General features: G+C 68.4%; 8 protein-coding genes. All 8 read left to right on the top strand.

The window, feature by feature from the left end:
• Nucleotides 1–7 precede the first annotated feature (7 nt).
• The 8 genes from M6B22_RS08955 (at nucleotide 8) to fusA (ending at nucleotide 14,352) form a co-directional block, all read left to right on the top strand.
• Entirely contained in the window at nucleotides 8–1,297 is a 1,290-nt protein-coding gene (locus M6B22_RS08955; RefSeq protein WP_269445420.1) for an MCE family protein, read from the top strand.
• A 66-nt stretch (nucleotides 1,298–1,363) separates the two neighbouring features.
• Nucleotides 1,364–1,900, top strand: a complete 537-nt coding sequence (locus M6B22_RS08950) for a hypothetical protein (protein ID WP_269445419.1) — start codon at nucleotides 1,364–1,366, stop codon at nucleotides 1,898–1,900.
• Nucleotides 1,897–2,667, top strand: coding sequence for a hypothetical protein (locus tag M6B22_RS08945; protein WP_269445418.1), 771 nt, complete (start codon nucleotides 1,897–1,899; stop codon nucleotides 2,665–2,667). The genes M6B22_RS08950 and M6B22_RS08945 overlap by 4 nt, the downstream gene beginning before the upstream one ends.
• A 668-nt stretch (nucleotides 2,668–3,335) precedes the next feature.
• A complete protein-coding gene (rpoB, locus tag M6B22_RS08940; protein ID WP_269445417.1) occupies nucleotides 3,336–6,782 on the top strand; it encodes a DNA-directed RNA polymerase subunit beta in 3,447 nt (1,148 codons plus the stop codon).
• A gap of 97 nt (nucleotides 6,783–6,879) precedes the next feature.
• The gene (locus M6B22_RS08935; protein WP_269445824.1) at nucleotides 6,880–10,782 is read left to right on the top strand and encodes a DNA-directed RNA polymerase subunit beta'; all 3,903 of its coding nucleotides are present in this window, start codon (nucleotides 6,880–6,882) and stop codon (nucleotides 10,780–10,782) included.
• Between the two features lie 462 nt (nucleotides 10,783–11,244).
• Complete coding sequence (gene rpsL / locus M6B22_RS08930; protein WP_269445416.1) at nucleotides 11,245–11,619, top strand: 30S ribosomal protein S12; 375 nt, start codon at nucleotides 11,245–11,247, stop codon at nucleotides 11,617–11,619.
• A gap of 54 nt (nucleotides 11,620–11,673) precedes the next feature.
• Nucleotides 11,674–12,147, top strand: coding sequence for a 30S ribosomal protein S7 (gene rpsG, locus M6B22_RS08925; RefSeq protein ID WP_269445415.1), 474 nt, complete (start codon nucleotides 11,674–11,676; stop codon nucleotides 12,145–12,147).
• A gap of 108 nt (nucleotides 12,148–12,255) precedes the next feature.
• Nucleotides 12,256–14,352 (top strand): elongation factor G, encoded by a 2,097-nt coding sequence (gene fusA / locus M6B22_RS08920; protein WP_269445414.1) that lies wholly within the window; start codon nucleotides 12,256–12,258, stop codon nucleotides 14,350–14,352.
• The last annotated feature ends 52 nt before the right edge of the window (nucleotides 14,353–14,404 follow it).

The raw sequence follows: 14,404 nt of genomic DNA, 5'->3' as shown, positions 1-14,404 counted from the left end.
TGAGCTGATGCTGCGTCGATCGGTCAAGGTCCAGCTGATCCTGTTCGTCGTCCTGACCCTGGTGGGCGTGTCGTACGTGAGCGCCGAGTACGTCGGCCTGTTCCGGGGGATCGGATCGGACGCCTGCACCATCAGCGCCGAGTTCCCCGACTCCGGCGGCATCTTCACCAACGCCGAGGTCACCTACCGCGGTGTGACCGTCGGCCGGGTGGGCCGGCTGAGCCTGATCGACAAGGGCGTCAAGGTCGACCTGCACCTGGACGACTGCAACGACCCGAAGATCCCGGTCAGCACCGCCGCCACGGTCTCGGACCGGTCGGTGATCGGCGAGCAGTACGTGAACCTCGTCCCGCCCGACGGTACCGGGCCGTACCTGAAGGGCGGTGAGATCATCACGATGGACAAGACGCGCATCCCGGTATCGGCGCAGCAGCTGATGACCAACCTGGACGCGCTGGTCACCTCGGTCGACATCCCGTCGCTGCAGACGACCGTCACCGAGCTGGGCAAGGCGTTCGCCAACCGTGGCGAGGCGCTGGGCTCGCTGCTGGACTCGTCCAACAACGTGCTCGAGACGGCGCAGCAGAACCTGCCGAGCACCATCGCGCTCATCCAGTCGGCCGCGAAGGTGTTGGACACCCAGCTGGCCGAGGCGCAGCCGTTGCAGAGCTTCACGCACAGCTTGAACCTGCTGTCCCAGCAGCTGAAGGCGAGCGACGGCGACATCCGCAAGCTGCTGCGCAACGGCCCGGCCGACGTGTCGGTCATCGGCAGCTTCATCAAGGACAACCGGACCGACCTGGGTGCCACGCTGGCCAACCTGGCGTCCCTGGGCGACGTGCTGGTGCGCCACCTCGACGGGATCGAGGAGATCCTCGAGCTGTACCCGGCGCTCGCCGCGGGCGGGCAGACCTCCCTGGGCACCGGTGGCTCGTGCGGCAACGCCACCTGCGGCCGGCTGGGATTCGTGCTGCAGTCCCAGATGGACCCGCCGGACTGTGGCGACCCCAAAAAGGGCGGCCAGGGGTACGGCGGAACCGACCGCCGCCAGCCCAGCCAGACCGAGCCGAAGGCGCCGAACGTGGGTGCCCGCTGCACCGCGCCGGTCAGCAGCGGGACGAGCGTGCGCGGCTCGGCCAATGTGCCCGGCGGCGACCCGATCAGCGAGTCCGGCGGCGGGGTCGCCTACCCCCGCGCCACCACGGCGAACACTGTCAGACTGGGGGACGTCGGCGGTCGCGCCGCGATCCTCGGTGACCGGTCCTGGATCGCGATCTTGACCACCGCGCTGAACTGACCTGCCCCCGGGCACCACGTCCGCGGCGCCGGCCGGTAGCGCGGACCTGAGAATTCGAGGTAGACGATGGCATCTGTACGCGAACCGCTGGCGCGTCCCCCGTGGGTCGCCGCCGGCGTGCTGGCCGTCGTCGCGGCGGTGCTCGCCGTGCTGCTGTTCGTCGTGGTCTACCCGGCCCGGGACCGGCACGAGAAGGCCGCTCCGGCAGCCGCCTTCAGCTCCGGCGAGCAGGCTGCGCTCAAGGCCGCCGCGGTGCAGACGGTGAACCTGCTGACCTACTCGCGGGCCCGCTTCGACGCCGACTTCGCCCGCGCTCTGGCCGGGGTCACCGGCCAACTCAAGAGTGATCTGCAGAAGGACAAGGCCACGACGCTGGTGCAACTGACCAAGAACAAGTTCGACATCAAGGCCACCGTGAGCGACGTCGCGCTGGAGGGTGGCAGCCCGGTCAAGGGGCTGCTGGTTCTGGTCGTGGCAAGTGGCTATCGGGTCGACGACACGGGCAAGACGTCGGCGGCCATCCCCAAGCGCATCCAGCTGACGATGGTGCACTCCGGCTCCAAGTGGCTCGCGTCCGACCTGCAGGGGATCGACCTGTCATGAACGACGCCGACGAGCAGCGGACCGAGCAGCCGGCCACGCGCCCCACACCGGGCCCCGGGGCCGCCAGCCGGGCGCGCCGCATCGGCGGCCGGCCCACGCCGGGTGCGGCGCGACCCGCTCCCCGGCCCGGCCCGGCCGCACCCGAGGCGGCGCCGGTCGCACCCGAGGCGGCCGCGCCGCAGTCGGTGGCGCCCGAACCGACTACACCTAGGTCCGTGGCGCCCGCGCGGGAGCGGAACCGCCCGGACTCACCCGGCCGGCTCGCCTGGCTGCCGGCCGGCCTGCTGGCGGCACTGGTCGTGGTCCTGCTCGGCTTCGGCGTCACCGCCAGCCACGGCATCTGGTGGGCCACGCCGCACGTCGACGTCCAGCACCAGCGCACCGAGGTGCTTGCCGCCGCGAAGACCTGCATGGCCACGATGAACACCTACGACTACCGCAAGCTGGACGCGGCGGAGAAGAGCGGGCTGGCCTGCACCACCGGCAAGCTGACCGGCCAGTACCGCACCGCCATGGAGAAGCTGATCAAGCCGCAGGCCGCCAAGGTCCAGTTCACCCAGACCGCCCAGGTCAACAGTGCCGGGATCGAGTCGATCAGCAAGGACGGCTCGCAGTGGACCGTGCTGATCTTCGGCCAGCTGTCCACGACGAACAGCCAGACCGGCTCCAACGCCCCCAAGCTGTCGATCTTCAGCGCCCGGGTCACGATGCAGCAAAGCCATGGCCACTGGCTGGTCGCCAACTACGAGTACGCGCCGGCTGCCTGAATCCGCGCCGATTTGATCCGCGCGGCTCAGACCTTGCGACCGCCCCAAAGCGGCTGGGGGTCCCCCCGCCAGTCGAGGCGTAGCCGGCGGGGGAGGATCGCGCGGGCCGATCGGCAAGCTCGCTTCGCTCGCGCCGGCGCGGGCTCTTCGCGCTGGGGGTACCTCCCGCTTGCGGGGGAGCTCATCGCGTTGTGGTCGGCCGCTACGGCGGCGCGCGGCACTTCGGCGGGGGAGCTCATCGCGTTGGAGTCGGCCGACACGGCGGCGCGCGGATCTTCGGCGGAGGCCGCACCGGGTGGTGCTGCCGCCCACGAAACGGTCGGTCGCTGACCTGCGTGCGCGCTTTGGCGGTTCTCGCGGCGTTTGAGATCGGCGGAAATGCTTGACGCAGGGGCATCGGCGAGGCACCCTTTCTGCACACGCCATTGGCTGAAGTACTCGGCTGGGGCGCACGCAGGAGGCGGTGGCCGTCGGTCGCCGGGACCGCGGCGCCGAGGTCGGCTCGGTCGCGGGGGGTGGCCTTGCTCGCCATGCCCAAAGTTGCTAGACTGCAACTTTGCGCTGCCCTCTGCCACCCTTCGGACCGTCTGGACAACCTCAGCGGCCTGTTTTGTGGTGCCCGGGGCTGCGCAGTTCGGCCCGGTCAGTAGTCCTTGGAAGGACGCATCTTGGCAGTCTCCCGCTCCGGTAAGTCAAGTTCCACACACGGCAAGTCGTTCGGTATCCCGGGTTCACCGCCCCGGACGTCCTTCGCCAAGATCCGCGAGCCGCTGGAGGTGCCGAACCTCCTCGCGTTGCAGACCGAGTCCTTCGACTGGCTGGTCGGCAACGAGGCCTGGCAGGCGCGCATCTCCGACTCGACCACACCGGAGCACTCCGGTCTGGCCGAGATCCTCACCGAGCTGTCCCCGATCGAGGACTTCTCCGGCTCGATGAGCCTGTCCTTCTCCAACCCGCGCTTCGAGGACGTCAAGGCGTCGATCGAGGAGTGCAAGGACAAGGACATGACCTACGCGGCCCCGTTGTTCGTCACGGCCGAGTTCACCAACAACACCACCGGCGAGATCAAGAGCCAGACGGTGTTCATGGGCGACTTCCCGATGATGACCCGCAAGGGCACCTTCGTGATCAACGGCACCGAGCGCGTGGTCGTCAGCCAGCTGGTCCGCTCGCCCGGCGTCTACTTCGACCGGACGATCGACAAGGCGTCGGACATCGACGTCTACTCCGTCAAGGTCATCCCGGGCCGCGGCGCGTGGCTGGAGTTCGACGTCGACAAGCGCTCCACCGTGGGCGTCCGCATCGACCGCAAGCGCCGGCAGCCGGTCACCGTGCTGCTGAAGGCGCTCGGCTGGACCGAGGACCGGATCCGCGAGCACTTCAGCTGGTCCAAGCTGATCACCGACACCCTCGACAAGGACCACATCGCGTCCTCGGACGAGGCGCTGCTGGACATCTACCGCAAGCTGCGCCCGGGCGAGCCGCCGACGCGCGAGTCGGCGCAGGCGCTGCTGGAGAACCTCTTCTTCAACCCCAAGCGCTACGACCTGGCCAAGGTGGGCCGCTACAAGGCCAACAAGAAGCTGGGCGTCGACGCGCCGATCTCGACCGGCACGCTCACCGAGGACGACATCGTCCGCACCATCGAGTACCTGGTGCACCTCGCGCAGGGTGACGAGGGCTACGAGACCGACGACATCGACCACTTCGGCAACCGCCGGCTGCGCACGGTCGGCGAGCTGATCCAGAACCAGATCCGGGTCGGGCTGTCCCGCATGGAGCGCGTCGTCCGCGAGCGGATGACCACCCAGGACGTCGAGGCGATCACGCCGCAGACCCTGATCAACATCCGGCCGGTCGTCGCCTCCATCAAGGAGTTCTTCGGCACCAGCCAGCTGTCGCAGTTCATGGACCAGACCAACCCGCTCGCCGGTCTGACCCACAAGCGCCGGCTGTCCGCGCTCGGCCCGGGTGGCCTGTCCCGCGACCGAGCCGGCATGGACGTCCGCGACGTGCACCCGTCGCACTACGGCCGCATGTGCCCGATCGAGACGCCGGAAGGCCCGAACATCGGCCTGATCGGCTCGCTCGCGTCCTACGGGCGGGTGAACGCCTTCGGCTTCATCGAGACGCCGTACCGCAAGGTCACCGCCGGCCGGGTCACCGACCAGATCGACTACCTGTCCGCCGACGAGGAGGACAAGCACGTCATCGCCCAGGCCAACGCGATCATCGACGCCGACGGCAACTTCACCGAGGGCAAGGTGCTGTGCCGCAAGAAGGGCGGCGAGGTCGACCTGATCGAGCCGGACGACGTCGACTACATGGACGTCTCGCCGCGCCAGATGGTGTCGGTCGCGTCCGCGATGATCCCGTTCCTCGAGCACGACGACGCGAACCGGGCCCTGATGGGCGCCAACATGCAGCGCCAGGCGGTTCCGCTGCTGCGTTCGGAGTCGCCGCTGGTCGGCACCGGCATGGAGCTGCGCGCCGCGGTCGACGCGTCCGACGTACTCACCGCCGAGAAGGCCGGCGTGGTCACCGACCTGTCCGCCGACTACATCACGGTGATGGCCGACGACGGCACGCACCAGACGTACCGGCTGGCCAAGTTCGCCCGCTCCAACCAGGGCACCAGCTTCAACCAGAAGCCGATCGTCAACGAGGGCGACCGGGTCGAGGTGGGCCAGGTGCTCGCCGACGGTCCGTCGACGGACAACGGTGAGATGGCGCTGGGCAAGAACCTGCTGGTCGCCTACATGCCGTGGGAGGGCCACAACTACGAGGACGCGATCATCCTCAACCAGCGTCTCGTGCAGGACGACGTGCTCACCTCGATCCACATCGAGGAGCACGAGGTCGACGCGCGCGACACCAAGCTGGGCGCCGAGGAGATCACCCGGGACATCCCGAACGTCTCCGAAGAGGTGCTGGCCGACCTCGACGAGCGCGGCATCGTGCGCATCGGCGCCGACGTCGTGCCCGGCGACGTCCTGGTCGGCAAGGTGACGCCGAAGGGCGAGACCGAGCTGACCCCGGAGGAGCGGCTGCTGCGCGCGATCTTCGGCGAGAAGGCCCGCGAGGTCCGCGACACGTCGCTGAAGGTCCCGCACGGCGAGGCCGGCAAGGTCATCGGCGTCCGGGTGTTCAGCCGGGAGGACGGCGACGAGCTGCCCGCCGGGGTGAACGAACTGGTCCGCGTCTACATAGCCCAGAAGCGCAAGATCCAGCCGGGCGACAAGCTGGCCGGCCGGCACGGCAACAAGGGCGTCATCTCGATCATCCTGGCGCCGGAGGACATGCCGTTCCTCGAGGACGGCACCCCGGTCGACATCGTGCTCAACCCGCTCGGCGTGCCGAGCCGGATGAACGTCGGCCAGGTGCTCGAGTCACACCTGGGCTGGGTGGCCAAGACCGGCTGGCAGGTCGAGGGCAAGCCCAAGTGGGCCGCCCACCTGCCCGAGCACGCCTGGCAGGGCGACCCGGACACCAAGGTCGCGACGCCCGTCTTCGACGGTGCGCGCGAGGAGGAGATCACCGGGCTGCTCGCCTCGACCAAGGCGACCCGCGACGGCGTCCAGCTGATCGGGTCCACCGGCAAGGCGCGGCTGTTCGACGGCCGCTCCGGCGAGCCGTTCCCGGAGCCGGTCAGCGTCGGCTACACCTACATCCTCAAGCTGCTGCACCTGGTCGATGACAAGATCCACGCCCGCTCGACCGGCCCGTACTCGATGATCACCCAGCAGCCGCTGGGCGGTAAGGCACAGTTCGGTGGCCAGCGCTTCGGTGAGATGGAGTGCTGGGCGATGCAGGCCTACGGCGCCGCGTACGCGCTGCAGGAACTGCTCACCATCAAGTCCGACGACATCCTCGGCCGGGTCAAGGTGTACGAGGCGATCGTCAAGGGCGAGAACATCCCCGAGCCGGGCATTCCGGAGTCGTTCAAGGTGCTGCTGAAGGAACTTCAGTCGCTGTGCCTGAACGTCGAGGTGCTCTCCAGCGACGGGCAGACGGTCGAGATGCGCGACACCGACGACGACGTGTACCGCGCCGCCGAAGAGCTCGGCATCGACCTGTCCCGCCGGTTCGAACCGTCCAGCGTCGAAGAAGTCTGAGAGTTGGCCCCGTAGCAGGCACCGCCGCGGCGTGTCGCCCTGCTACGGGGCCAAGCCCAACCAGCACGAACTGCAACACCCACAGAAGGTAGGAACCTTGCTCGACGTCAACGTGTTCGACGAGCTGCGTATCGGCCTGGCCACCGCGGATGACATCCGCCAGTGGAGCCACGGCGAGGTCAAGAAGCCCGAGACGATCAACTACCGGACCCTCAAGCCGGAGAAGGACGGGCTGTTCTGCGAGAAGATCTTCGGCCCCACCCGGGACTGGGAGTGCTACTGCGGCAAGTACAAGCGGGTGCGCTTCAAGGGCATCATCTGCGAGCGCTGCGGCGTCGAGGTCACCCGCGCCAAGGTGCGCCGCGAGCGGATGGGCCACATCGAGCTGGCCGCGCCGGTCACCCACATCTGGTACTTCAAGGGCGTGCCGTCCCGGCTGGGCTACCTGCTGGACCTGGCGCCCAAGGACCTCGAGAAGATCATCTACTTCGCTGCCTACCTGATCACCGCCGTCAACGACGACGAGCGGCACCGCGACCTGCCGACCCTCGAGGCCGAGGTCAGCGCCGAGAAGTCGACGCTGGAGAAGAAGCGCGACGCCGACATCGACGCCCGCGCCAAGAAGCTCGAGACCGACCTGGCCGAGCTCGAGGCCGAGGGCGCCAAGAGCGACGTGCGCCGCAAGGTGCGCGAGGGCGGCGAGCGCGAGATGCGCCAGCTGCGTGACCGCGCCCAGCGCGAGATCGACCGCCTCGAAGAGGTGATGGACACCTTCCGCAAGCTCGAGGTCAAGCAGCTGATCAGCGACGAGCTGCTCTACCGCGAGCTGCGCGACCGCTTCGGCGACTACTTCGAGGGCGGCATGGGCGCCGGCGCGCTGCAGACGCTGGTGAAGAACTTCGACCTGAGCGCCGAGGCCGAGTCGCTGCGCGAGACGATCCGCAGTGGCAAGGGGCAGAAGAAGATCCGCGCGCTCAAGCGGCTCAAGGTGGTCGCGTCGTTCCTGTCCACCACCAACTCGCCCACCGGCATGATCCTGGACTGCGTCCCGGTCATCCCGCCGGACCTGCGCCCGATGGTGCAGCTGGACGGTGGCCGCTTCGCCACGTCCGACCTGAACGACCTGTACCGCCGCGTGATCAACCGCAACAACCGCCTCAAGCGGCTGATCGACCTCGGCGCGCCCGAGATCATCGTGAACAACGAGAAGCGGATGCTGCAGGAGTCCGTCGACGCCCTGTTCGACAACGGCCGCCGCGGCCGTCCGGTCACCGGGCCGGGCAACCGCCCGCTCAAGTCGCTGTCCGACCTGCTCAAGGGCAAGCAGGGGCGGTTCCGCCAGAACCTGCTCGGCAAGCGCGTCGACTACTCCGGCCGTTCGGTGATCATCGTCGGCCCGCAGCTCAAGCTGCACCAGTGCGGCCTGCCCAAGGGCATGGCGCTCGAGCTGTTCAAGCCGTTCGTCATGAAGCGGCTGGTCGACCTCTCGCACGCGCAGAACATCAAGAGCGCCAAGCGGATGGTCGAGCGGGCGCGGCCGGTGGTGTGGGACGTCCTGGAGGAGGTCATCCGCGAGCACCCGGTGCTGCTCAACCGCGCCCCGACGCTGCACCGTCTCGGCATCCAGGCGTTCGAGCCGCAGCTGGTCGAGGGCAAGGCGATCCAGATCCACCCGCTGGTCTGCACCGCCTTCAACGCCGACTTCGACGGTGACCAGATGGCCGTGCACCTGCCGCTGAGCGCGGAGGCGCAGGCCGAGGCCCGCATCTTGATGCTGTCGACGAACAACATCCTCAAGCCGTCCGACGGCCGGCCGGTGACGATGCCGACCCAGGACATGATCCTTGGGCTGTACCACCTCACCGCGCTCAAGCCGACCGGCGAGGGTGCCGGGCGCGTGTTCGGCTCGGCCGCCGAGGCGATCATGGCTCGCGACACCAAGACGCTGGACCTGCAGGCGCCGGTCAAGGTGCGCCTGTCCGGCATCGCCGCGGTCGACAACGGCAAGGGCGCACCATGGACCGCGCCCGAAGGCTGGCAGCCGGGCGAGCGGATGCTGGTCGACACCTCGCTCGGGCGCTGCCTGTTCAACGAGCTGCTGCCGGCGGACTACCGGTTCGTCAACTACGACGTCACCAAGAAGGAGCTCGGGCAGATCGTCAACGACCTGGCCGAGCGGTACCCGAAGGTCACCGTGGCGCAGACGCTCGACGCGCTCAAGTCGGCCGGGTTCCACTGGGCGACCCGCTCGGGCATCACGATCGCCATCGACGACGTCGTGACGCCGCCGCGCAAGGCCGAGATCCTGGACCGCTACGAGAAGGACGCGGACAAGATCGAGAAGCAGTACCAGCGTGGTGTGATCACCGAGGAGGAGCGCCGTCAGGAGCTCGTCGAGGTGTGGACGAAGGCCACCAGCGAGGTCGCCCAGGAGATGGAGGACAACTTCCCGGCGACCAACACCGTGTACATCATGGTGAACTCCGGTGCCCGCGGGAACATGATGCAGATGCGGCAGATCGCCGGTATGCGCGGTCTGGTGTCGAACCCCAAGGGCGAGATCATCCCGCGCCCGATCAAGTCCAACTTCCGCGAGGGGCTGTCGGTGCTGGAGTACTTCATCTCCACGCACGGCACCCGTAAGGGCCTGGCCGACACCGCGCTGCGGACCGCCGACTCCGGGTACCTGACCCGGCGGCTGGTGGACGTGAGCCAGGACGTGATCATCCGCGAGGAGGACTGCGGCACCGATCGCGGCGTGGGCCTGAGCATCGCGGCGCCCGGTCCGGACGGCGTGCTGGTCAAGGACCTGCACGTGGAGACCTCGGCGTACGCCCGCGTGCTGGCCGAGGACGTCAAGGTCGGCAACAAGGTGCTGGCCTCGGCGAACTCCGACCTGGGCGATGTCCTGATCGAGGAGCTGGTCAAGGCCGGCGTGTCCGACGTGCGGGTCCGCTCGGTGCTGACCTGTGAGTCGGCGTTCGGCACGTGCGCCACCTGCTACGGCCGCTCGCTGGCGACCGGAAAGCTGGTGGACGTCGGCGAGGCGGTCGGCATCATCGCCGCCCAGTCGATCGGCGAGCCCGGCACCCAGCTGACCATGCGGACCTTCCACACCGGCGGCATCGCCGGTGAGGACATCACGCACGGTCTGCCCCGTGTGGCCGAGCTGTTCGAGGCGCGCGTTCCCAAGGGCGTCGCCCCGATCGCCGAGGCATCCGGCCGGGTCCGTATCGAGGAGTCCGACGGCACCAAGGGCTCCTCGCGCCGCGTGGTCATCACGCCGGACGACGGGTCCGAGGAGCGCGAGTACCCGATCACCCGCCGGGCCCGGCTGCTCGTCGGCGAGGGCGACAGCGTGGAGGCCGGCCAGCAGCTGGTCACCGGCGCCGTCAACCCGCACGACGTGCTGCGCATCATGGGCCCGCGCGAGGTGCAGCTGCACCTGGTCCGTGAGGTCCAGGAGGTGTACCGGTCGCAGGGTGTCGCCATCCACGACAAGCACATCGAGGTCATCATCCGGCAGATGCTCAAGCGCATCACCGTGATCGAGTCCGGTGCGACGGAGTTCCTGCCGGGTTCGCTCGTCGAGCGCAGCGCGTTCGAGGCGGAGAACCGGCGGGTCGTGGCCGAAGGTCACGAGCCGGCGTCCGGCCGTCCGGTGCTGATGGGCATCACCAAGGCCTCGCTGGCCACCGACTCGTGGTTGTCGGCGGCCTCGTTCCAGGAGACGACCCGGGTCCTCACCGACGCGGCGATCTCGGCCCGGAGCGACTCGCTGGTGGGGCTGAAGGAGAACGTGATCATCGGCAAGCTGATCCCGGCGGGCACCGGCATCGCCCGGTACCGCAACGTCGAGGTCAACCCGACCGAGGAGGCCCGTGCCGCGGCGTTCTCGATGGCCGGGTACGACGAGAACGACTACCTGGGCTTCGGCGGTGCCGGTGGGCTCGGGCCGGCCGTCCCGCTGGACGAGTTCGGCTACGACGACTACCGGTAGTCCACGGCAGCACGTCAGGACGGGCCGGCTCCCTCGGGGGCCGGCCCGTTCCGTGCGTCCGCGGCGGCCTGCTGCCCGGGTGACGACCTGTACCCGCGCGACTCTTACTCTCGCTCACGCCACTTCGGTCCCGGGCTCGCCGGGTGGCCGGAGTACGGTGCGCCGCGGGGGCACAACTTCAGGGGCGGGGGCGATTTGGAATCACGCCGCGCCCCCGGGTAGGCTTGCCTCTTGTGCCCGGAGGAATCCGGGCCCCGACCTGTGCGCGGCAGTGCCGTCGCGCGGGGCCATCCGTCCAGACCGAGGAATCCACCACGGGCTGGCCTGAGCGAGGGCGACACGCCCGACCTCGGGGATCGGACGGCGGACAAGACAACAGCAGGGGAATCGCCGGGGCCACGTGCCCTAACGAGCACCGACGTCACGAGCACAACTCGAGCGAGCGAGGAGATTGCAGGCCGCATGCCTACGATCCAGCAACTGGTCCGCAAGGGCCGGCAGGACAAGATCGGCAAGACGAAGACCCCGGCGCTGAAGGGTTCCCCGCAGCGCCGCGGTGTCTGCACCCGCGTCTACACCACCACGCCGAAGAAGCCGAACTCGGCCCTTCGCAAGGTGGCTCGCGTGCGCCTGACCAGCGGCATCGAGGTCACCGCCTACATCCCGGGTGTCGGCCACAACCTGCAGGAGCACTCGATCGTGCTCGTGCGTGGCGGCCGGGTGAAGGACCTCCCCGGCGTCCGCTACAAGATCATCCGCGGCTCGCTGGACACCCAGGGCGTTCGCAACCGCAAGCAGGCGCGCAGTCGTTACGGCGCGAAGAAGGACAAGTCGTGATGAGCTCCCCCACGCGCGGGGGCATCCCCATCGCGAAGAAAGAGGAGATCTAGTATGCCCCGCAAGGGTCCTGCGCCGCGTCGTCCGCTCGTGGTCGACCCGGTCTACAACTCCCCGCTCGTCACCCAGCTGGTGAACAAGATCCTGCTGAGCGGCAAGCGCTCGGTGGCCGAGCGCATCGTCTACGGCGCCCTCGAGGGCACCCGGGACAAGACCGGTGGCACCGATCCGGTGGTCACGCTCAAGCGAGCCCTGGACAACGTCAAGCCGGCCATCGAGGTCAAGAGCCGCCGCGTCGGTGGCGCCACCTACCAGGTGCCGATCGAGGTCAAGCCCGGCCGCAGCACCACGCTGGCCCTGCGCTGGCTGGTGAGCTACTCCCGGGTGCGGCGCGAGACCACCATGACCGAGCGCCTCACGAACGAGCTCCTCGACGCCAGCAACGGCCTCGGCGCCAGCGTCAAGCGCCGCGAGGACACCCACAAGATGGCCGAGTCCAACAAGGCCTTCGCGCACTACCGCTGGTAAGCAGTCCCACCCAGTTCTCTCGCCCAGGGGCTCGAAGACGTGTCGGGGATCCCGACAAGCACGAGCCCGCCAAGCGAATCGCTCCGCCCGTCACGAACAGAAGGAATCATGGCCAACAACGCCGAACTCGCCAAGACCCGCAACATCGGGATCATGGCGCACATCGACGCGGGCAAGACCACGACCACCGAGCGCATCCTCTTCTACACCGGCATCACCTACAAGATCGGTGAGGTCCACGACGGCGCCGCCACCATGGACTGGATGGAGCAGGAGCAGGAGCGCGGCATCACGATCACGTCCGCGGCCACCAAGTGCACCTGGAAGGGTCACACCATCCAGATCATCGACACCCCCGGCCACGTCGACTTCACGGTCGAGGTCGAGCGGTCGCTGCGCGTGCTGGACGGCGCCGTCGCCGTGTACGACGGTGTCGCCGGCGTCGAGCCGCAGACCGAGCAGGTCTGGCGGCAGGCCGAGAAGTACCACGTCCCGCGGATGTGCTTCGTCAACAAGCTGGACCGCACGGGCGCCGACTTCTTCCGCTGCGTCGACATGATGGTCGAGCGGCTCGGGGCGAACCCGCTGGTGCTGCAGGTCCCGATCGGCGCCGAGGGCGACTTCATCGGTGTCGTCGACCTGCTGGGCATGCGCGCGCTGACCTGGCGTGGCGAGACCCAGAAGGGCGAGGACTACACGGTCGAGGAGATCCCTGCCGCGCTTCTCGAGCAGGCGAACGAGTACCGCGAGAAGCTGCTCGAGCAGCTGTCCGACGTCGACGACTCGATCGCCGAGCGTTACCTGGAGGGCGAGGAGATTCCCGTCCAGGACCTCAAGGAAGCGATCCGCAAGGGCACCCTGTCCGGTGCCCTCAACCCGGTCCTGACCGGGTCGGCGTTCAAGAACAAGGGCGTGCAGCCCATGCTCGACGCCGTCGTCGACTACCTGCCCTCGCCGCTGGACGTCCCCAGCATCGACGGCACGCTGATGGACGGCGAGACCGTCGAGCACCGCAAGGCCGACGAGGCCGAGCCGTTCTCGGCGCTGGCGTTCAAGATCGCGACCGACAAACACCTGGGCAAGCTCACCTACGTGCGCATCTACTCCGGTGTCGTCGAGAACGGCGCGCAGGTCCTGAACTCCACCAAGGACCGCAAGGAGCGCATCGGCAAGATCTACCAGATGCACTCGAACAAGCGTGAGGAGCTGCCGCGCGCCGGTGCGGGCGAGATCATCGCCGTCGCCGGGCTCAAGCAGACCACCACCGGCGACACGCTCTCGGACCCGCAGAAGCCGATCGTGCTGGAGTCGATGACGTTCCCGGCGCCGGTCATCGACGTGGCGATCGAGCCGAAGACGAAGGCCGACCAGGAGAAGCTGGGCATCGCGATCCAGAAGCTCGCCGAGGAGGACCCGACCTTCCGGGTGCAGAACGACGAGGAGACCGGCCAGACCGTCATCTCCGGCATGGGCGAGCTGCACCTGGAGATCCTGGTCGACCGGATGCGCCGCGAGTTCTCCGTCGAGGCCAACGTCGGCAAGCCGCAGGTGGCGTACCGCGAGACGATCCGCCGGGTCGTCGAGCGTGAGGACCTCACCTACAAGAAGCAGACCGGTGGATCGGGTCAGTACGCGAAGGTGCAGATCAAGCTGGAGCCGCTCCCGCTGGTGACCGACGGTCCGACCTACGAGTTCGAGAACGCCGTCACCGGTGGCCGCATCCCGAAGGAGTTCATCCCGTCGGTCGACGCCGGTGCGCAGGAGGCCATGCAGTACGGCATCCTCGCCGGGTACCCGCTGGTCGGGATGAAGATGACGCTCCTCGACGGTGGCTACCACGACGTCGACTCCTCGGAGATGGCGTTCAAGATCGCCGGCTCGATGGTGTTCAAGGCGGCCGCGCGCAAGGCCGACCCGTGCCTGCTCGAGCCGCTGATGGCCGTCGAGGTGATCACGCCCGAGGACAACATGGGCGATGTCATCGGTGACCTGAACTCGCGCCGCGGGCAGATCCAGTCCATGGACGAGCGCAGTGGGGCGCGCGTGGTCAAGGCGCTCGTGCCGCTGTCGGAGATGTTCGGCTACGTCGGGGACCTGCGTTCCAAGACGCAGGGCCGGGCGAGTTACTCGATGGTCTTCGACAGCTACGCCGAGGTTCCGCAGAACGTGGCGAAGGAAATCATCGCCAAGGCAACCGGCGAATAACTCCTAAAACAAACAGTCCAACAAGCCGGGAAGAACCCGGCACCGTCCCAGA

Source organism: Jatrophihabitans cynanchi, assembly GCF_027247405.1.
Lineage (GTDB): Bacteria > Actinomycetota > Actinomycetes > Mycobacteriales > Jatrophihabitantaceae > Jatrophihabitans_B > Jatrophihabitans_B cynanchi.
Note: the sequence above shows the minus strand (reverse complement) of the source record. Positions and strands in the feature narration are given on the sequence as shown.

What these genes read in the sequence shown, in the direction of transcription:
- M6B22_RS08955 (WP_269445420.1), top strand. Translation starts at nt 8, where the DNA reads ATGCTGCGTCGATCGGTCAAGGTCCAGCTGATCCTGTTCGTCGTCCTG.
- M6B22_RS08950 (WP_269445419.1), top strand. Translation starts at nt 1,364, where the DNA reads ATGGCATCTGTACGCGAACCGCTGGCGCGTCCCCCGTGGGTCGCCGCC.
- M6B22_RS08945 (WP_269445418.1), top strand. Translation starts at nt 1,897, where the DNA reads ATGAACGACGCCGACGAGCAGCGGACCGAGCAGCCGGCCACGCGCCCC.
- rpsL (WP_269445416.1), top strand. Translation starts at nt 11,245, where the DNA reads ATGCCTACGATCCAGCAACTGGTCCGCAAGGGCCGGCAGGACAAGATC.
- rpsG (WP_269445415.1), top strand. Translation starts at nt 11,674, where the DNA reads ATGCCCCGCAAGGGTCCTGCGCCGCGTCGTCCGCTCGTGGTCGACCCG.
- fusA (WP_269445414.1), top strand. Translation starts at nt 12,256, where the DNA reads ATGGCCAACAACGCCGAACTCGCCAAGACCCGCAACATCGGGATCATG.